The sequence below is a fragment of the Nostoc sp. genome, from assembly GCF_036917655.1.
Classification (GTDB): domain Bacteria; phylum Cyanobacteriota; class Cyanobacteriia; order Cyanobacteriales; family Nostocaceae; genus Nostoc.
On record NZ_JBALCY010000045.1, the window covers coordinates 1 to 18,896 of the forward strand.

At 44.1% G+C, this 18,896-nt stretch carries 15 protein-coding genes and 1 pseudogene; 12 read left to right on the forward strand and 4 right to left on the reverse strand.

The window, feature by feature from the left end; genetic code table 11:
- Positions 1 to 634 (forward strand): annotated as a pseudogene (locus tag V7K30_RS16360) (hypothetical protein); the annotation flags it as partial.
- A 40-nt stretch (positions 635 to 674) separates the two neighbouring features.
- On the opposite strand, the gene V7K30_RS16365 reads toward V7K30_RS16360, so the two are convergent.
- Positions 675 to 851, reverse strand: coding sequence for a PIN domain-containing protein (locus V7K30_RS16365; RefSeq protein WP_335000923.1), 177 nt, complete (start codon positions 849 to 851; stop codon positions 675 to 677).
- A 612-nt stretch (positions 852 to 1,463) separates the two neighbouring features.
- On the opposite strand from V7K30_RS16365, the gene V7K30_RS16370 reads away from it, so the two are divergent.
- The 6 genes from V7K30_RS16370 to V7K30_RS16395 all read left to right on the forward strand — a co-directional run bounded on the left by V7K30_RS16370 (position 1,464) and on the right by V7K30_RS16395 (position 5,467).
- Positions 1,464 to 1,874, forward strand: coding sequence for a hypothetical protein (locus V7K30_RS16370; RefSeq protein WP_335000925.1), 411 nt, complete (start codon positions 1,464 to 1,466; stop codon positions 1,872 to 1,874).
- Between the two features lie 280 nt (positions 1,875 to 2,154).
- Positions 2,155 to 2,550, forward strand: coding sequence for a hypothetical protein (locus tag V7K30_RS16375; protein ID WP_335000927.1), 396 nt, complete (start codon positions 2,155 to 2,157; stop codon positions 2,548 to 2,550).
- A 299-nt stretch (positions 2,551 to 2,849) separates the two neighbouring features.
- The gene (locus V7K30_RS16380) at positions 2,850 to 3,608 is read left to right on the forward strand and encodes an ATP-binding cassette domain-containing protein (RefSeq protein ID WP_335001005.1); all 759 of its coding nucleotides are present in this window, start codon (positions 2,850 to 2,852) and stop codon (positions 3,606 to 3,608) included.
- Positions 3,605 to 4,237: an ABC transporter permease gene (locus V7K30_RS16385; RefSeq protein ID WP_335000929.1), complete on the forward strand. Its 633-nt coding sequence runs from the start codon at positions 3,605 to 3,607 to the stop codon at positions 4,235 to 4,237. Before V7K30_RS16380 ends, V7K30_RS16385 begins: the two co-directional genes overlap by 4 nt.
- The gene (locus V7K30_RS16390; protein WP_335000931.1) at positions 4,237 to 5,166 is read left to right on the forward strand and encodes a glycine betaine ABC transporter substrate-binding protein; all 930 of its coding nucleotides are present in this window, start codon (positions 4,237 to 4,239) and stop codon (positions 5,164 to 5,166) included. The genes V7K30_RS16385 and V7K30_RS16390 overlap by 1 nt, the downstream gene beginning before the upstream one ends.
- 175 nt (positions 5,167 to 5,341) lie before the next feature.
- A complete protein-coding gene (locus tag V7K30_RS16395; RefSeq protein ID WP_335000933.1) occupies positions 5,342 to 5,467 on the forward strand; it encodes a hypothetical protein in 126 nt (41 codons plus the stop codon).
- Between the two features lie 179 nt (positions 5,468 to 5,646).
- On the opposite strand, the gene V7K30_RS16400 is transcribed toward V7K30_RS16395, so the two are convergent.
- Positions 5,647 to 6,276, reverse strand: a complete 630-nt coding sequence (locus V7K30_RS16400; RefSeq protein WP_335000935.1) for a Uma2 family endonuclease — start codon at positions 6,274 to 6,276, stop codon at positions 5,647 to 5,649.
- A gap of 335 nt (positions 6,277 to 6,611) precedes the next feature.
- On the opposite strand from V7K30_RS16400, the gene ggt reads away from it, so the two are divergent.
- Positions 6,612 to 8,444, forward strand: a complete 1,833-nt coding sequence (gene ggt / locus V7K30_RS16405) for a gamma-glutamyltransferase (protein ID WP_442941070.1) — start codon at positions 6,612 to 6,614, stop codon at positions 8,442 to 8,444.
- Positions 8,445 to 8,563: 119 nt separating this feature from the next.
- Here the strand turns inward: ggt and V7K30_RS16410 are convergent, their stop codons facing one another.
- The gene (locus V7K30_RS16410) at positions 8,564 to 8,827 is read right to left on the reverse strand and encodes a hypothetical protein (protein ID WP_335000937.1); all 264 of its coding nucleotides are present in this window, start codon (positions 8,825 to 8,827) and stop codon (positions 8,564 to 8,566) included.
- A gap of 485 nt (positions 8,828 to 9,312) precedes the next feature.
- Complete coding sequence (locus tag V7K30_RS16415) at positions 9,313 to 9,909, reverse strand: DUF1802 family protein (protein WP_335000939.1); 597 nt, start codon at positions 9,907 to 9,909, stop codon at positions 9,313 to 9,315.
- Between the two features lie 1,387 nt (positions 9,910 to 11,296).
- Between V7K30_RS16415 and V7K30_RS16420 the strand changes: the two genes are divergently transcribed.
- From V7K30_RS16420 to V7K30_RS16435, 4 genes are all read left to right on the forward strand, one after another.
- Complete coding sequence (locus V7K30_RS16420; RefSeq protein ID WP_335000941.1) at positions 11,297 to 14,020, forward strand: CHAT domain-containing protein; 2,724 nt, start codon at positions 11,297 to 11,299, stop codon at positions 14,018 to 14,020.
- Between the two features lie 216 nt (positions 14,021 to 14,236).
- A complete protein-coding gene (locus tag V7K30_RS16425) occupies positions 14,237 to 15,205 on the forward strand; it encodes a DUF1822 family protein (RefSeq protein ID WP_335000943.1) in 969 nt (322 codons plus the stop codon).
- A 183-nt stretch (positions 15,206 to 15,388) separates the two neighbouring features.
- The gene (locus V7K30_RS16430; protein WP_335000945.1) at positions 15,389 to 17,722 is read left to right on the forward strand and encodes a CHASE2 domain-containing protein; all 2,334 of its coding nucleotides are present in this window, start codon (positions 15,389 to 15,391) and stop codon (positions 17,720 to 17,722) included.
- Between the two features lie 85 nt (positions 17,723 to 17,807).
- Positions 17,808 to 18,641 (forward strand): DUF928 domain-containing protein, encoded by an 834-nt coding sequence (locus V7K30_RS16435; protein WP_335000947.1) that lies wholly within the window; start codon positions 17,808 to 17,810, stop codon positions 18,639 to 18,641.
- Positions 18,642 to 18,896 lie beyond the last annotated feature (255 nt).

Below are 18,896 nucleotides of genomic sequence, written 5' to 3' on the forward strand. Positions count from 1 at the left end.
TGGTGCCAGGGCAATTCAGGATGAGAATTATCGTGCCAATGCCTTGAGTGCCTTAGCTGACAAACTGCCAGAAGTTTTGCCAGAAGCCCTTGCTGGTGCCAGGGCAATTCAGGATAAGTATTATCGTACCAATGCCTTGAGTGCCTTAGCTGAGAAACTGCCACCAGAGTTATTGCCAGAAGCCCTTGCTGGTGCCAGGGCAATTCAGGATGAGAATTATCGTGCCAATGCCTTGAGTGCCTTAGCTGACAAACTGCCAGAAGTTTTGCCAGAAGCCCTTGCTGCTGCCAGGGCAATTCAGGATGAGTATTCTCGTGCCAATGCCTTGAGTGCCTTAGCTGAGAAACTGCCACCAGAGTTATTGCCAGAAGCCCTTGCTGCTGCCAGGGCAATTCAGAATCAGTATTATCGTGCCGATGCCTTAAGTGCCTTAGCTGACAGTTTGTCACAAATGCCAATTGTGAAACTTTTTCCCCTTTGGCAAGATACACTTCATGAACTATCTCTTCGCACTCGCCCTAATTTGCTGCGAGATATCGAAGCATTGTTTCCAGTTATTTTTGCATTAGGTGGTGAAGCAGCAATGGTAGAACTTGCCCGTGCAATTGTAGATGTGGCGCGATGGTGGCGGTGATTTAACAGTTATCAGTTCGTTAGACATTGCTTATTTACAGCTACTCAACCCAGTTCTCTAATAACAGCGTAGGAATGCGAGAGAATTCTCGGATATTATTGGTGACGAGGGTAACTCCTAAACTTAGAGCATGAGCGGCGATGAGCATATCCATTGCACCAATGATGAATCTTCTATTTTCGCGATCGCTTCTAATCCTGCCGTAATACCGTTTCACTTTAAATAATCATACAAATACGTTGGTAAGGGCACAGAAAAAGCTCATGCGTGTCAACTTAACGTGAAACCCTTGTCAAGACGTGATATTCAGTTCTCTAACTTCCCATCACGATCCGCGTTACCCCACCCTAACCCTCCCCTTAGAAAGGGGAGGGAACTAAATTTCCTGTTTCCCCCCTTTCTAAGGGGGGATTAAGGGGGGTAAAACGCCTGTGCATCATGCATTGAAATTAAGTTGACACTAATGAGCATTACTGTGCCCCTACGAGAAATTTATATATATCAGAATGGCACTAAGTTAAGATATAACCCTTGCCCTGACTGGTTCCCAGCCTTCAGGCTAGGAACCCATCCTGGGAGGGCTGCCGCCTCCTCTTTCTTGACGAGAGGCAGAGCCTCTTGGAATACATTCCCAGCCTGGAGGCTGGGAACGAGGCAACACAAGGCTTTGGGCTGATCTTAGTGCCATTCATATATATCACAATACAATTCAGTTAAGCCTAAAACTCAACTTGTGCATAGCTTTGGTTAAGTCTGTGTAGCCGCGATTTCTAATCGCCAGGGCTTTTGCTAGATGTGAGTAAATGCAGATATTGGTATCAAGCTGGTATTGCATTTACAAACTCTCTCTAGTGTCTATGAGTGGCGATCGCAATTAGTCATAAAATCATCAGAGAAATTGTCTAGACTGTCGATGAGCGATCGCCTATATTGGTCTTTCCTACAGAATACTAGGCGATCGCCCTTCTATAAACTGCGATCGCCTGTTGTTGCTCTGCCTACGCACTCCCCAACAAACGGGAGCGGTCTGACTCGTGCCGGGAGCAGTCTACCTCGTGCCGGGAGCAGTCTACCTCGTGCCGGGAGCAGTCTGCCTCGTGCCGGGAGCGGTCTGACTCGTGCCGGGAGCAGTCTGCCTCGTGCCGGGAGTAGTCTACCTCGTGCCGGGAGCAGTCTACCTCGTGCCGGGAGCAGTCTACCTCGTGCCGGGAGCAGTCTACCTCGTGTTTTCTTGCATTAACATAAACCTCTCCCTGCCTTAAACTAAAATTCAAGTCTGTCTCTCTCCGACTCGGAGAGGGACAGGTTTTGCGTAGTCAAACCAGGGAGGGTTTTTTGATTCGACTAACTAGGCGAACATGATATAAGCCGTTGAACTCATGTTGCATTACTGATTAGATACCGAAAAATTACCGATATGACCTGAAAATTTTATGAGCAACAATTGCTAATTCTGCTGAACCGGAATGCAGTTTAATTGAGGCAAGCTAGCTCTAGCAGCATTTTAAAGGAGTAATTTTATGTCTCGTCAAAAGCGTGCATCCCGCGTTTTAGAAAAAGCTCAGTTAAGATCCGCTGGACTGAAATCGATTGTTCCAAACATCAAATATGATGAAGATTATAGTCTGGAAAAACTGATTGAGTCAATTGAGCAGTTACGTAACAAAATTGATGTTTATAATACCGCTCTGTCTGTGATCGACTCTTCTATAACTGAAATTGAAGAGATGGAAAAAAATTTGAGTCAGCTTTGTGAGAAAATGCTGATGGTGGTTGCTATCAAGTATGGCAAAGACAGCCGTGAATATGAGATGGCAGGTGGTGTTCGCAATAGCGATCGCGCCCGCAAAATCAGGTCAAGTCGCTTGAAAAATGTTGCAGAACAAGCCGTAGATGATAATGTTAAAACTGCATAGTAGAGTGTGTTATGCCAAAGGCTAACGCACCGTTTTTATGATCTATTGCGGTGCGTTTTAAAATCTCGTTTCCAGTCTCTGGCTGGAAATGCTAATTATTGCGGCTCTGCCGCGAGTAAGGGAGGCGGAGCCTCAACGATGGGCATTCCCAGTCAGAGACTGGGAACGAGGGAAGACTGGGAACGAGGGAACGAGACAATCCAAAATGGTCTAAGCTAATTAGGAAAAGCAAATTGGGGGTTAGCACGCTAGCAAAATCAGCAGATAATACAATAGCTAGCGTCTCCCAAAAGTCACCTATGCCGCAAAATAACCAAACCGCCGTCGAATTCCGCGATGTCACCTTTAGCCGTAACCATCGCCCATTGGTGTCAAATCTCAATTTCACCATCCGCCAAGGAGAAGCGCTGGTATTACTTGGGCGCAGTGGAAGCGGCAAAACCACAACAATGAAGTTAATTAATCGCCTATTTACACCTACACAAGGCGAAGTTTTATTTGATGGCATTCCCACAACTCAATGGGACGAAATTAAACTGCGGCGAAAAATTGGTTACGTAATTCAAGAAATTGGTTTATTTCCCCATTTTACTGTGGAACGCAATGTGGGTTTAGTCCCAACTTTGGAAGGTTGGCAACCAAAACAAATTAAAACGCGGGTTTATGAGTTGTTGCAATTAGTAGGCTTAGAACCGGCACAATTTGCTGGACGTTACCCGCACGAACTTTCGGGAGGACAAAGGCAAAGAGTCGGTGTAGCCAGGGCTTTAGCAGCAGATCCGCCAGTGTTGTTGATGGATGAACCCTTTGGCGCACTCGATCCGATTACGCGCCTAGAACTTCAACAAGAGTTTCGGCATTTGCAGCAAGAATTAGGCAAAACAGTTGTTTTTGTTACCCACGATATTCAAGAAGCCTTTATTTTGGCATCGAGAATTGGTTTAATGTCTGGCGGAGAATTGGTAGTATTGGGGACAACAGATGAATTTATGCGATCGCAACACCCAGAAAGCCTAGCCTTTCTCCAATGTCTGCGTTCCTTCCAAGACACTTTATGAAAAATTTCTTCCTCGTTAAGTATGCCCCAGAAATTCTTCAGCATACTCTAGAACACCTATTTTTGGTAGGCATTGCAATTGGAATTGCCATACTTATAGGCATTCCATTAGGTATTTTGATTACACGCAAAACCTATCTCCGCCAACCAATTCTCGGCATAGCGAATATTCTGCAAACTATTCCTAGTTTGGCACTGTTTGGCTTACTAATTCCGGTTCCCATAATTGGCGGAATTGGCGCAGTACCAGCAATTGTTGCCCTGATTGTATATTCTCTGCTGCCGATAATTCGTAACACTTACACAGGAATTACTGGCGTCGATCCAGCGATTCGGGAAGCTGGGAGAGGAATGGGGATGACAGATAGACAATTGTTGTTGCAAGTTGAGATTCCCTTAGCAATGGGAGTGATTTTAGCAGGAGTGCGTGTAGCAACGGTAATTGCCATTGGCATTGCAACTATTGCAGCAGCAATTGGTGCTGGTGGTTTAGGAGTGTTTATTTTTCGCGGCATATCAGTTGTGAATGATCAGTTGATTTTAGCTGGTGCAGTTCCGGCGGCGGTAATTGCATTACTGGCTGACTTTGCAATTGGCTGGTTGGAGAATAAATTAAAAATTAAAAATTAATGAGAAAATCTTTAGCACTTTGCTTTTTAACTTTTGCTTTGTTACTGTTAATCACTAGCTGCACGCCGAATTTAAATAGTAGCAGCAATGGCAATATTATCGTTGCTTCCAAAGATTTTACCGAACAAGATATTTTGGGTGAACTGTTAGCACAGCAAATCGAGGCAACAACTAATTTAAAAGTGGATCGTCGCCCTCGTTTGGGTGGTTCTTTTGTTTGTCACAGTGCGATTACTTCTGGTAAAATTGATGCTTATATTGAGTATACAGGTACAGCTTTTACTGGAATTCTCAAGCAAAAAGCAGTTAATGACCCTAAAGAAGTTTATAAAAGATTAAAACAAGCTTATGCCCAAAAATTCAATCTGGAAGTGATGCCAAGCCTGGGTTTTGAAAACACTTTTGCGATGATTGTCCGGGGTGATGATGCTAGACGCTACAATATTCAAACTCTCTCTGAAGCTACTCAATATACACCGCAGTGGCGCGGCGGTTTTGGCTACGAGTTTTTAGAACGGGAAGATGGTTTTCCCGGATTAGCAAAAACTTACGATTTACGTTTTGCCAAACCACCCCAAATTATGGACTTGGGTTTGATATATCGGGCTTTGATTCAAAAACAAGTAGATATGGTAGCGGGAAATTCCACTGATGGGCAGATTTTTCGCTTGGGTTTAGTTGTCTTAAAAGATGATAAACATTATTTTCCACCTTACGAAGCTACACCAATTGTTCGACAAGAAATATTAAAAAAATATCCCGAATTAAGAAAAGCGATCGCTCAACTTGCCGGAAAGATTTCGGCAGATGAAATGCGGCGACTAAACTATTTAGTTGAGGGTGAATTAGGTGATATTAAAGATGTTGTCCGAGAGTTTCGCAAATCGAAAGGATTAGATTCATCTCCGAAAAACAATGTAGAGACGTAGCACTGCTACGTCTCTACAAGAGTTCTGGATAACGCATATTTAATTTCACCAGATGTCTACAAGTCGAAAAAAGCTCAATTTTCCATTATTCTCTCGTTTATCTCGTTCCCATGCAAAGCTAGGAATGCCTGATTAGGGGCTGCTGCCTCCAGTCAGATATTGAGTCAGAGACTCAATGAATGCATTCCCAGTCTCCGACTGGGAACGAGGGAAACGAGGGAAACCATTACTGTACCTGCATTTGAGCCAAAAAAAATCTGGCGATCGCTGCCACGCTTTGATATTAAAATCTAAAATCTAGGCATAGCATAGGTTTTCGGCTGTGTTCTTGCTACAAATATCATAAGGGGAGCGGTAGAACCGAAAATAATAGATCCCAAAGACGCGATAAATCGCCGTCAGGACGAAGGACTGATTATTGTAAAGACGGCGATTTATCGCGTCTCTTGCCTTAACCGAACAGTATTGAGATAAGATTGTCTACTGTTGTTGATGCAAAAAGTTTTTTAACCACCTAATGACTTCACTTGTTGTTTGCTCGTTTGCCATTTGAAGACATTGCTGCACAATTTCTCTGACATTAGGAAAGTAGCTGCTTTCTGTAAGCACATAACTTTCTGCCTGCAATCGATAAATTAATAACCGATTATTCTTTAATATCCAAACCTCTGGCACTCGATAAGGCAAGAAATCATTAATGTCGGTGTAGCTTGTCACATCTATTTCAATTGCTAAATCTGGTGGTGGATCTGACTCCCAATCAATTCTTTTTTTGCCTACTACTGCTCTACAATTTTCAATGTAAAAGCAAAAGTCTGGTTCAATACCACTAATTTCTGCCAAGCTCATAGTGATGGGCGTAAATGATTCATAGCTTTGCTCTAAATGATCTAGCAAAACCTTAGCAACATCTGCCAGCAAACTCGCATCCCTTCCATGTTCTGGTAACGGTGCCATTAGCAAAATCTCCCCTCTTCGATATTTAATGCGAGGCGAGGAGCGATCGCCTAGTTGCTGACTCAATACTTGATAGTCTTGCCAGTCTCCCAACAGTTTCAACACCGCGCCAGGTGGTAACTCTATTCTTTGTGGTGTAATTACGGTATCCATATTAGCTCACATTTTAGATATTGCCGGCATTGTTTAGATCAAGGATGGGCGATTACAGGATTTATGAATTCAATGAACCGCAAAGGATGTCAAAGCTGCGAGTAAGAAGATAATTATAAATTATTTAAAATTGCTTATAGCGCTTCTCGTTTGGATGCAATACACTTTGACCTCTCTCCTAAAAGAAGAGAGGCTTTGAGGCTTACTCCCCTTCCCTTGCAGGGAAGGGGCTGTTCTTGTTAGGTCTGTATTCTATGCAATTGAAAACCGTTATATGTGTATCAAATGCACACCTTAACGGTAGGCTAATAAATATCAAACAAAATGGCATAAAAATGCTTACTGTTGCTAAATCAAAACGGATTGCGATGCCTGCGGTGGGCGTAGCGATCGCAATCTTTTCTTTCAGCGTCTTATTTTACAGCCAAGTTGCATCAGCCGCTTTAACTTTACCCCTACGCAGCAAAAAGGGAATGGTGGTTTCAGCCCATCCCCTAGCAAGTGAGGCGGGAATTTCGATGTTACGCAAAGGTGGTAATGCAGTGGATGCAGCCGTAGCCACAACTTTTGCAATCTCTGTACTTGAGCCTTTTTCGGCGGGAATCGGTGGCGGCGGATTTTTGCTGATGCACTCTGAGAAAACTGGCGAGATGAAAGCGCTAGATTTCCGGGAACGCGCACCCCTGAAAGCTACAAGAAATATGTATCTTGACGCTCAAGGAAAGGTGCGTCCAAATGCAAGTATTAATGGTTATTTGGCAGTAGGGACACCAGGAACGGTGGCGGGACTATATGAAGTGCATCGTCGCTATGGTAAGCTTTCTTGGCAAGAGGTGATCAAACCTGCGATCGCACTCGCTGCATCTGGCTTTGTTATTGGCGATGTAGCAACTTGGCGTTCTCTGCAAACGAACCAATCCCGCAAGCAAGCAATTCTCAACAATCCAGCCGGGCGGGAAATTTTCACTCACAACGGCGAATTTTATAAACCAGGTGACAAGCTAGTGCAGAGTGATTTGGCACGCACTTTAACAGCAATTGCCGAAAATCCCCAAAGTTTTTACACCGGAAGTATTGCTCAGGCGATCGCTTCTGATATGGTAAAAAATGGTGGTTTAATTACTCTAGAAGACCTGAAAGCCTACAAACCAATCTGGCGTACTCCCGTTTGTGGCAACTTTCGCAAAGCTAAAATTTGCTCAATGCCACCACCATCATCGGGAGGCGTTCACCTATTGCAGATTTTAAATATTATCGGTGACACTGATTTGAAATCTTTAGGATGGCATCATCCCGACGCTATACATTTAATGGTAGAAGCAATGAAGATTGCTTACGCCGATCGCTCAGAATATTTAGGCGATCCTGATTTTGTCAAAGTTCCTGTACAAGAACTGCTCAGTCCAGCTTACGCCAAAAAACGCCGTCAAGAAATTAATATGCAAGTGGCTAGACCCTCGACCGAGGTCAAGCCAGTAGATAGAAAGATACTACAACGTTTTAGTCAAGCTAATAATCAGAGTTTAGGAGAAAATATCATCTCGTCATCCCATCAGTCTCTTAAACTGCACGCGACTCAGTATGAATCTCCTGAAACCACTCATCTTACTGTTGTGGATGAAGAACGCAACGCCGTGAGTCTGACTTTCACGATTAACCTGATTTTTGGTGCTGGTGTGGTGACACCGGGAACTGGAATTGTCCTCAACAATGAGATGGATGATTTTGCTGCTGCGCCAGGAGTACCGAATGCTTTTGGTTTGGTTGGTAATGATGCCAATAGCATTGCACCCCGGAAAACTCCTCTATCCAGTATGACTCCCACAATTGTTACAGAAAATGGTCATTTCCGCATGGCAGCAGGTGCGCCTGGTGGTAGCACCATCATCACCCAGGTTTTGCAAGTGATCCTGAATGTGCTGGAATATAACATGGATGTTGGCGCAGCTGTTTCTGTTCCACGCATACATCATCAATGGCTTCCCGATGAGTTGCGCGTTGAATCCTGGGGCTTGGATGCTCTGACTATGCAAGACTTACGCCGTCGGGGGCATAAAATTAAGGAAACTGCTCCTTGGGGTAATGGTAATGCGATCGCTGTTACACCAGATGGAACTCTAGAAGGGGCGGCTGATCCTCGCGGTGAAGGTTCCCCCAGAGGGTGGTAAGGGAGACAAGGGAGACAAGTAAGGAAAATAATAACTCCAAACTCCTGTACAGACGCGATTAATCGCGTCTCTACTCCAAACTCCTGTACAGACGCGATTAATCGCGTCTCTACTCCAAACTATTGATTTTGGATTGTTGACTCTGCGTAGCTGCTGCCGCCAAACTCGTTTGCCCGTGCGCTAGGTACTAGTGTCCAACCTGCTTTGAGAAGTTTTTGATAAGTTGCCCAACCTTTAGAACCACCTGGTATTTGATAATCTGGGACTGCAAAATGTCCAAAAGCTGTGTAGGGACGCCAAGGCTGATTGGGTTCTGTCTGCAAGTACAAAATTTTCTCTCCATCGCCACCAGACTTAGGTAACCAGCACATTTGTCGATGCATTGCAAACTCCTTTGCTTTTAGCTAAAAACTAACGCATAATGGCAGGCTTTTGTCAAGCCACATCTTACCTTTGTGGGGTACTTTTTTGCCTAATACTTTAGACAAAGTGTAATTAAGTTCTATCCACTACAGGATAATTACTTAACAAGTCATACCCTGAGAAAGCTGCTAGTAGGACATAAAGATCAACAGCTTTCTCTCACCTTCCTTCTAGGGGAGATTTTTCTAATGTTATCCGCGCTTTTTATGATTGTGTGTAACAATAACTACCATTCTGGCTGAGTTTCGTAATCAAACTATTTGTTTTCTGCTTACATATATAAGCGCAGACTTTGAAAATTACTTATGAAATTCGCTAAAATTTGACATCTGGCATTAATCTCAATCACAAAGATGCAGGGACGGGGAAATTTTCATTCTCCCCGTCCCTGCATCTCCCCTTTATCGCGTTACTCCTTATGGATGATTGGTTGATTGACCGAGTATTAGAAAGATGGAGCATACAACTTATCGCCGACAATCCTGCGAATTGTCTCTACTTGTTGGGTGTATGCAAAGTCAGATAAAACTGGTTTTGCTGCTTGCAACTGAATTGCTTGATCTAAATCAATCCATGACTTACAGCCAGCATATTTGGCGTAATAGGGAATTTCTTGTTGGGGTAGTTCATATGTCCGCAGGAGGAGAATATAAAGCGGCTGGCGTGGTTTCCATTTGAGGCGATCGCTAATAAAATCCTCGTTCCAAATATGAAAAGGAAGCAAGGCGTTGACAATAAATTCGTCGCTAACTGGCAAAATATCCGTAATCTCAGCCCAACTGCCGATGCGAACTGTCTCTGGATGCCAACCTGATGTTACTGGATAAACACGATTGGCATACTCAGCTTTCAGCATGAAAGCTTGTTGATGTTCATAAGTAGGGTAAAGCAAAATTTGCTTGTGAGCAACTTGAAAATGTCCATGTCGTTCATGGATACCGCCTTTGCGGAGCAACATAATTGTTTTGCCACTTTCTAAGGCATTTACGGCGACTGCCCATTCTTTGAGAGCATGAAAAGTTGTAGTCAATTCCATCAGCATCTACATGTAACTCTGATTTAATTTCAAGCTAAAACCGATAAAGTGTGAAACTATCCAGGGAAATGAATTAGGAAACAGTTAGTTATGGAAAAGAGATGTCTACGACGGGCTATTCGGCGTCGCTAGGTACTTCTGATGTCCAAATCACTACTTATCCTGATGGGAACTTGGCAAGCCGGCAAAAGAATGTGGGTGGGAGTTGAGGATGCTGACTTGATTAAAACGATCTAGAGCGCGTTATCCCGAACAAACACTATATAATACATTAGCCGCCCAAATTCAGCTTTCTGCCGCTCAATTGGCAGAAATTGACGCCATTGGACGTAGTGTCACCGACGATCTTGATAACAGTCAAATTATGTGGAATTGGTGACAATGTAGTTTAGTTAGCCATGCTGATCTGTCAAAGATCCCTTCAACTCTTTTAAAAAAAGGGTTGGGGAGCAAATTTCTGGTTCTAGATTGCAAAATCTCACAAAACGTCAATTTTAGTAAACTAAGAGTTGCAACTCACAAACTAAGTGATAACTTAAGTAGCAGGACACCAAACTAAAATAAAACCAAACTAAAAGGGTAAATGACTTAGTGTCCCCTGTCATCAACCCAAGCAAATTTCAGCATATCAAGTATATAAGTGGTAAAAAGCCTAATGTAGAAGGCAAAGCCAAATCCCAAAGCGGAAAAACGCAAGGATGCTGAGTTTGTTAGTTGTTTAGTCCACCTTAGTTATTAACTTTCAATTACTTAATTAGTTTAACAATTTGAAACCTGTGAACTCGATAAAACCTGGTCAACCTTGACCAGGTTTTTGGTATTTTATTGTGATCCAATTTTCCCAGTCCGGCAGGGAGTGCTGGAATTCAGGCTTGAGGAGCTAGTTGCGAGACTAAGATAAGGGACTTCCAAATTAAAAAAATATCCCACGCTTTAGGGGCTGAGGGCAGGGAGCAGGGGGAGGGAAAGTCGTAGTGAAGTCCAGAAATTGGATAATTTATTTTTTGGAGTTCCCTAACATTAACAAAAGACAGTTAATGTGCCCAATAAACCTAAAACCTTTTGCTTATAAAAACAAGCCCACTAATGTGAGCTTGTTTTGTACAATATAAAAGGTTTTCAACGCAGCAATTAATTTATCGCGTTTGGCTTTCATGGTGAAAGCGAACTTCGGGATAACTGCTCCCATGCTCTCTATAAAGTAAGAAATAAATGTCTAGACAAGTCTTGGATTTATATAGCAGATTTAGCCAATAAAACCTCATCCAAGCCACGATAAATAAGATTGTGGAAGCTTAGGTATAAGTAATAGATGCAAATGGTAACATTACCCTGGTAGCCCAAACACCTACAGTTAATCCTGTGCGTTCCTGGTTATCACTTACCTCTTGTCATGCTTATGGCTAAAACAACTAGGATTTTTGGCGCGAATTCTATAAAAGTTAAAAGGCAAAAGCAGCCAGAGCGTTGGGAGAAAACCACGCTGGCTCACTTTTTACGTTTGCCTTTGTACTTCTTGATAACTTTGCTATGCATCCTTGGTTCACCCGTGCTGGCAAAAGTTCCTGGCTCAATTAATTCCTCATCTCAACTACCAATTAACAGTCTGACGTCGCTGGCTGTGGCCGCTGACCCCGCCTCACTACTACAACAAGGCAAAGTTTTATACAATACGGGAAACTTTGCCAAGGCGGTAGAAGTGTTACAACAAGCTGTCCAAGAATATAAGCAGCAAGGAAAGAGCCTCAGACTGGCAGCGACACTGAGTAATCTTTCCCTAGCTTACCAGCAACTTGGTGCATGGAGTCAGGCACAGCAGGCAATTACAGAGAGCTTAAATTTGCTCAACGGACAGGATGAAAACCAAAATCTGCAAATATTTGCCCAATCACTGGATATTCAAGGTCGTCTTCAACTAACAAGGGGACAGGCCGAGGCGGCTTTAGCAACTTGGCAGCACACAGAAGAAATTTACAGGCAAGCAGATAATAAAAGCGGCGTGGTGCGATCGCTAATCAATCAAGCACAGGCGTGGCGAAGCCAAGGATTTTACCCTCGCGCTGTCAAAAAACTCGAAGAGGTTAGTCAGACGTTAAAATCTCAACCAGACTCTATAGAAAAGACAGTGAGTTTGCGATCGCTCGGTGATGCCCTTTTGGTATTGGGCGATTTTGAAAAGTCACGCCAGGTACTAGAAGAAAGTCTGGTGATTGCTCGACATCTACAATCAAGCGCTGATATTGGGGCTAGTCTGTTCAGTCTGGGGAATAATGCCTGTAAACAACAGGACAAACTAAAGGCGATCGCCTATTATCAGCAAACAGTTGCAGCATCTCCTTCACCCCTCATAAAAGTCCAAGCGCAACTGAATCACCTGGGCCTACTCATTGAAGATCAACAATGGGCAAAGGTTCAAGCTTTCTTACCGTTAATTGAGTCCCAACTCAAGCAGCTCCCCCTCAGCCGTGCTAGTATTTACGCTCAGGTTAACCTTTCACAAAGTTTGACAAAAGTCAAGAGCGGTGTTTTGCAAGCATCCAGTCAGAATTATTATTCAGGATTCAGTACAAAAGACTCAGCAGTATTACTCGCAAGGGCCATCCAGCAATCCCGCAGTTTAGGGGACAAGCGGGCAGAAGCGTATGCTCTGAAGAGTTTAGGCGGCTTGTACGAAGAAACCGGACAGTGGTCAGAAGCGCAAGACTTGACCCGGCAAGGATTAGCTTTGGCACAGAGCAGCAATGCCCCAGAAATTACTTATACCTTGGAGTGGCAGTTAGGTAGATTGCTCCGGGCACAAAAAGATATTAATGGTGCGATCGCGGCATATGATGCTGCTGTGGACACTCTCCAGTCTCTCCGCAAAGATTTAGTAGTCAATAAAGATGTAGTCAACCAGGATGTACAATTCAACTTCCGGGACAGCGTAGAACCCGTCTACCGACAGTCAGTAGAGTTACTGCTAAAATCCCAACAAGGAAAACCAAATGAAAAAATATTGGAGAAAGTCCGCCAGCGGATTGAAGCACTCCAACTAGCAGAATTGGACGACTTCTTCCGGGAAGCTTGCCTGCAAGGTCAGAGAGTAGCCCTCGATCAAGTGGTAGACCAAGATAATCCCACGGCTGCCATCCTCTATCCCATTATTCTTGAAAAAGAACTCCAGGTAATTGTCAAAATTCCCAAACAACCTCTGCAAAGCTACACAACTCAGATTTCTTCCACAGAAGTAGAGAAACTCTTAGTAAAACTGCGAAAAAATCTTGTCAATCCCACCGCTACCAAGACCGTCCAAAGTCAATCACAGCAAGTTTATAACTGGCTGCTCAAACCGATTGAGTCACAATTGCAAAAAAGTGGGGTAGATACCCTAGTGTTCGTCTTGGATGGCCCGTTACGCAATTTACCAATGGCAGCTCTCTATGATGGTAAGCAATACTTGGTACAGAGATATGCGATCGCTCTGAGCGTGGGTCTACAACTCCTCGACCCTAAACCACTAGTAAAACAGCAGCTAAGAGCGCTAACCGCAGGACTAACTCAGCCGCCACCAGGTTTTTCCAACTTTGCACCGTTGCTTGCGATCAAATCTGAATTCGATGGCATTAGCAAAGCAGGAGTCTCGACAACTAGCCTAATAGATGGAGATTTTAAGAAAAAGAATTTAGAGAGTGAAATTGGTGCTGCTTCATTCAACATAGTGCATTTAGCAACCCACGGTCAGTTTAGTTCCCGCCTTGAAGACACTTTTATTTTGGATTTCGATGGTCAGATCAATGTTAAAGATTTTGATACTCTCTTCCGCAGTCAGGGTAAAACCATAGTAGAATTACTAGTTTTGAGTGCTTGCCAGACAGCAACAGGAGACAGCCGTGCAGCACTCGGTCTAGCAGGAGCAGCTGTCCGAGCTGGGGCACGCAGTACCATAGCCTCTCTGTGGCAGATTGATGATGAATCGACGGCAATGTTTGTTAGTGCCTTCTATCGAGAACTCAAGAGTGGCAAAATCACTAAAGCCGAAGCTGTCCACCGGGGCCAGCTACAACTGCTGAAACATCCTAATTACAACGCACCAAGTTTTTGGTCTGCCTATGTGTTGATTGGCAATTGGTTGTGACATCTCCCGCCACTAACATCGGAGTACCGATAATGGTGTGAGTACTATCAAGTTACATTGGCTGATGAGGATTTGGGTACGTGGTCAGAGTTGGGAGGATTGGGGACTAACACCCCTAATCCCCAATTTTCTCATAATCATTCTCTGTTTTGTGGCATAAATTTAGTGAATGCGGGTGATATGTACATAGCAGCATTGATCACTAGGGATTGACTTATGAGTAACTCCACCTATCAGCTAGACAATTTCGCTTTAACATTGCCGATTTGCCAATTAGCTCGCATAACTGCCCAGCAATTTGCTAACCAGCAGCCAAATCCTGAAAAAGCAGAACAAGTCCGACTGAATACACTGGCTGTGTGGGTGGTGAATGACTACTTGCAGATGATGGATATTCCTACTGACCTTCAAGCTAGTGACAGTTGGAACCCCATCATGCGTCTCTGTGAAAATATAGCTGACTTAGAGGTGCCCTCAGTTGGTCGTCTGGAGTGTCGCCCGGTGCGGGAACACCAGCAAATATGTTCCATTCCTCCAGAAACTTGGGAAGAACGGGTGGGTTATTTAGTAGTTCAATTTGACGAATCGCTCCAAGAAGCGAGGCTGCTTGGTTTTATTCCTAGTGTCGCAACTGAAATACTGCCTTTAGAACAACTGCAACCATTGGAAGCGTTTATCGACCACCTGAGTCAACTGCGCCAATCCCCTGTTAGTTCACTGGTGAATTTAAATCAGTGGTTTACTGGTATATTTGAGACAGGTTGGCAGACTATTGAATCTCTGTGGAACGTGCCAGAACTCAGACCAGCTTACGCCTTTCGCAGTAGTGAAACTTTGGAACTAAATACCCATAACCGACCAGAATCAATTACTAAACGTGCAAAACTGATTGATTTGGGTATCCAAATTCTCAACCAGCCTGTGATGTTGATTGTGGAAATCAGCCCCGAAAAGGATCGACAAACCAGTATTCATCTCCAATTGCACGCCACTGGGAATCAAATCTACTTGCCGCCAGGAGTTCATCTCACCGTTCTAGATAGTTCGGGAGCAGTATTTCTAAACGCTCAATCTAGAAAATCAGACAACTACATTCAGTTGCAGTTTCGCGGTGAACCTACAGAGCAATTTAGCGTTAGAGTAGCCTTGAATAATACCAGCATTACCGAACATTTTAGGATTTGAAACATGTAGCTATCTTCCCTGTTTGTTGGTAATTTATTAAGTGGTAATTGGTTAATTAAAAATTAAAAGTTAAAAATTCAAGCCAGCTTTTAGAGATTTTCAAAGAAGTCTGTAGACGCTTGTGGAGCTTGTGATCAGACATTAGAACAGGGCGTGATTTTGCACAGGGAGATAGTGACGATCATGGGTAAGTTAGTGGTTCTGAAATTCGGAGAGGGTAGTTTTGAGCAGGGGTTTGCTGTTACTCTCCAAATTGGTGAAGAACACGAACGGGCTGCAACAGAAATCACGGGGAGGCTACCTTCATTCCCCGAAATGCCACTCTATTATAGTCATTGGCAGTCTAGTTATCGGCAGATAGGCAATCGTTATCGCCTCCATGCTGACCAAATGCAGGTGACGAATGTATCGATGATTCAAGACTGCGAAAACACTTCTCATATTTTGCGGGCACGCTTTAATACCTGGCTGCGAGCAGAAGAGTTTCGCCCTTTGAGGGAAAAATGGTTAGAAAAATTGTCGTCCACGGAAGAAGTGCGGGTGATTCTGCAAACAGAAAATAGCCAATTGCAGCTATTACCTTGGCATCTGTGGGATTTGTTAGAACGCTACCCCAAGGCTGAAATCGCCCTTTCTTCACCATCGTACGATCGCATTTACAAGCCACGCACAAAAAATCCATTAGTCAACATTTTAGCAATTGTGGGCAATAGTCAGGGGATTGACACCCAGGCTGATCAAGCTTTACTGCAACAGTGTAGTAACGCAGAGGTCAGCTTTCTGGTAGAACCACAACGTCAGGAATTGACTGACCATCTTTGGGGAAAAAACTGGGATATTCTCTTCTTTGCTGGCCACAGTTCCAGTAACAGAAATGGAGAAAGCGGACGAATTTACCTGAATAAAACTGATAGCCTCACCATTGGCGAGTTAAAGTACGCTCTGCGGAAAGCCATTGAAAACGGCTTGCAACTAGCTATATTCAACTCCTGTGATGGATTGGGATTGGCGCGAGAATTGGCTGATTTGCAAATCCCTCAGATGATTGTTATGCGCGAACCCGTCCCAGACCAGGTTGCCAAGGAGTTTTTAAAGTATTTTCTCCAAAGTTTTGCCGGTGGCGAGTCTTTATATCAAGCGGTACGCCAAGCGCGGGAACGGTTGCAAGGACTTGAGGACCGATTTCCTTGTGCAACTTGGCTACCAATGATTTGCCAAAATCCAGCGCAGATACCACCCACTTGGGATGAATTAAGATTTACAAAAACTGAAGATATACCGAATTTAGCTTTGTCTACCAGACGCAGATTTCAGACAACTTTGTTATCCAGTTTGGCGATTACAGTTTTGGTTTGTGGGGTGAGATGGCTGGGATTGCTAGAAAATCCAGAAATTCAAGCCTTTGACCAGATGATGCGATCGCGCCCTGCGGAAGGAGTTGATCCCCGACTGCTGGTAATCACAATTGACGATGAGGATTTGACAACTCAAAGACAAAATGGCGAGTCTTTGATTGGAGCTTCCATTTCCGAAAAATCTCTCAATAAACTCCTGGCAAAACTGAATCAATACCAACCCAGAGCGATCGGCTTGGATATCTACCGTGATTTTAAAGCCACACTACCAGATTTAATTACTCGTTTGCAAAAAACTCAAAACTTGATTGGCGTATGTAAGGGAAGCGATGGCACAGTAAATATCCCAGGCAATGGGCCGCCACCAGAAATCCCCAAAACAAATCTGGGATTCAGTGACTTTATTCATGATCGTGATGGAGTTATCCGTCGGCATCTCCTATTTATGAACCAAGAGGCGACATCGTTGTGTCCTGCTCGCTATGCCTTCAGTTTACAACTAGCCTCCCTTTATCTGCGACCTTTAGGAATTCAAACAAAGTTCACCCCTGAAGGGAATTTGCAGCTGGGTAAAACTATTTTTCCAAATCTGAAATCTCGGACTGGCGGCTATCAAAATATTGATGCTAATGGTGGTCAAATCTTGCTCAACTACCGTTCCTCAAAGGAGATAGCCGAACAGGTGAAGCTAACCCAATTTTTATCTAGTCCGATTGACTCCAGTGCGATCAAAGACAGGATTATTTTGATTGGTGTGGTGGCAAAGGGGGATTCTCCAGACACCTGGCCTACACCCTATGGCGTTCCTTTAGATGAGCAAATGCCAGGAGTGTTAGTACAAGCGCATATGATCAGCCAGATTCTCAGTGCTGTCCAGAATGGGCGGCCGTTGCTGCGAGTTTGGTCGCTGTGGGTTGAAGTGGTCTGGATTTGGGGCTGGTCTTTGGTAGGGGGAGTTCTGGCTTGGCGAAAGCTTTCGTTCCCTTGGTTGGCATTGGCAGTCAGTATTACCTCTAGCGTTCTGTATATAGCTTGCTTTGCTCTGTTAATTTCGGGTGCTTGGGTGCCGTTTGTCCCGTCAGCTTTATCGTTGGTAGCCACGGTTGGCTTGATGTCAATTTATAATTCAAAAACAAAAGTTCGCGTGGCGAGTGGAGAATAGGGAATAGGAAAAGATTTTTTTGATTAAATTTTTGGATAACCAGCAGATAAATCTACAAGGCTTACATAGTTAAGCAAGGGTTTTTATGAAGTCAAATTCACAACCGATAAAACTGTTTGTAGTAGTAGCTTTTAGCTGCACCAGTTTACTAGTTAGCCTGACTCCAGTACTGGCAAAACCAACTCTTGGTTCTTTACTTAGCGATGCCTACGGCGGGCTACGCCTACGCTCTGATCCTAAAACGACCCTTGCTCAAGCCACAACCTTTAGTCAACCTCCACTTCCACCTGGCCCCCCTCCTGGAGGTCGCGTTCGTGGTGGAGCAAAGCGCGGGACTACATGTAAACTTACTAAACTTGACTTGACTGCTTTAATGCCCTTTACTGAGGAAACTAACTCTGTTACCAATGTCTGGGGACAAACAACGGTAGAACGGCCAAGTTGGTTTTTCTATGTGCCATATACCAAAGATTTGCCCTATGAAGTTGAATTTGTGCTGCAAGATCACGACTCTAACGAGATTTACCAAAAAGCGATCGCTCTACCAGATAAACCAGGAGTCATCCGCGTTTCTCTGCCTACCACTGCTCCTGCTTTGGCACTAAACAAACAATATCACTGGTTTTTCACCATTAACTGTGACCAGCAAAAGAATTCTCCCCCGACTTTCGTCCAAGGGGTAATACAAAGAGTCGAACTCAATCCCGCCGTAGTCAAAGAGCTACAAACAACAGAACCTCTAAAGCGCTATGCTATCTATGCCCAAAACGGGATATGGTACGAGGCACTGACAATACTGGCTCAACTGCGTCAGAAAAATCCTAAAGATGCAGCACTGCAAGCAGAGTGGCGGAATTTGTTAAGCAGCATCCGCTTAAATGATATTGCAGCAGAACCGATTCTCTCAGACCAACCTTAGAGGATGTTTGAAAAGTATTTGGCTGTGATTTTAGGCACTTATTGATCTCCCCTAACCCACGCCAGTCGCTTCACTTGGGGAGACCCCAGACGCTCTCTACGAGACGCTGCGCGAACGCGGACTCGCTAACGCTGCGCTATGCGCGGCATCGTCTCCCTTTGGGAGAAGACCGCGCTAGCTCCCCTTATTTAAGGGGGGAACCGGAATCAAAGTCCCCCAATTTATCGGGGGATTTAGGAGGATATAGAACGTTTT

What these genes read in the sequence shown, in the direction of transcription:
- V7K30_RS16375 (WP_335000927.1), top strand. Translation starts at nt 2,155, where the DNA reads ATGTCTCGTCAAAAGCGTGCATCCCGCGTTTTAGAAAAAGCTCAGTTA.
- V7K30_RS16380 (WP_335001005.1), top strand. Translation starts at nt 2,850, where the DNA reads ATGCCGCAAAATAACCAAACCGCCGTCGAATTCCGCGATGTCACCTTT.
- V7K30_RS16385 (WP_335000929.1), top strand. Translation starts at nt 3,605, where the DNA reads ATGAAAAATTTCTTCCTCGTTAAGTATGCCCCAGAAATTCTTCAGCAT.
- V7K30_RS16390 (WP_335000931.1), top strand. Translation starts at nt 4,237, where the DNA reads ATGAGAAAATCTTTAGCACTTTGCTTTTTAACTTTTGCTTTGTTACTG.
- V7K30_RS16395 (WP_335000933.1), top strand. Translation starts at nt 5,342, where the DNA reads ATGAATGCATTCCCAGTCTCCGACTGGGAACGAGGGAAACGAGGGAAA.
- V7K30_RS16400 (WP_335000935.1), bottom strand. Translation starts at nt 6,276, where the DNA reads ATGGATACCGTAATTACACCACAAAGAATAGAGTTACCACCTGGCGCG.
- ggt (WP_442941070.1), top strand. Translation starts at nt 6,612, where the DNA reads ATGCTTACTGTTGCTAAATCAAAACGGATTGCGATGCCTGCGGTGGGC.
- V7K30_RS16410 (WP_335000937.1), bottom strand. Translation starts at nt 8,827, where the DNA reads ATGCATCGACAAATGTGCTGGTTACCTAAGTCTGGTGGCGATGGAGAG.
- V7K30_RS16415 (WP_335000939.1), bottom strand. Translation starts at nt 9,909, where the DNA reads ATGCTGATGGAATTGACTACAACTTTTCATGCTCTCAAAGAATGGGCA.
- V7K30_RS16420 (WP_335000941.1), top strand. Translation starts at nt 11,297, where the DNA reads ATGCTTATGGCTAAAACAACTAGGATTTTTGGCGCGAATTCTATAAAA.
- V7K30_RS16425 (WP_335000943.1), top strand. Translation starts at nt 14,237, where the DNA reads ATGAGTAACTCCACCTATCAGCTAGACAATTTCGCTTTAACATTGCCG.
- V7K30_RS16430 (WP_335000945.1), top strand. Translation starts at nt 15,389, where the DNA reads ATGGGTAAGTTAGTGGTTCTGAAATTCGGAGAGGGTAGTTTTGAGCAG.
- V7K30_RS16435 (WP_335000947.1), top strand. Translation starts at nt 17,808, where the DNA reads ATGAAGTCAAATTCACAACCGATAAAACTGTTTGTAGTAGTAGCTTTT.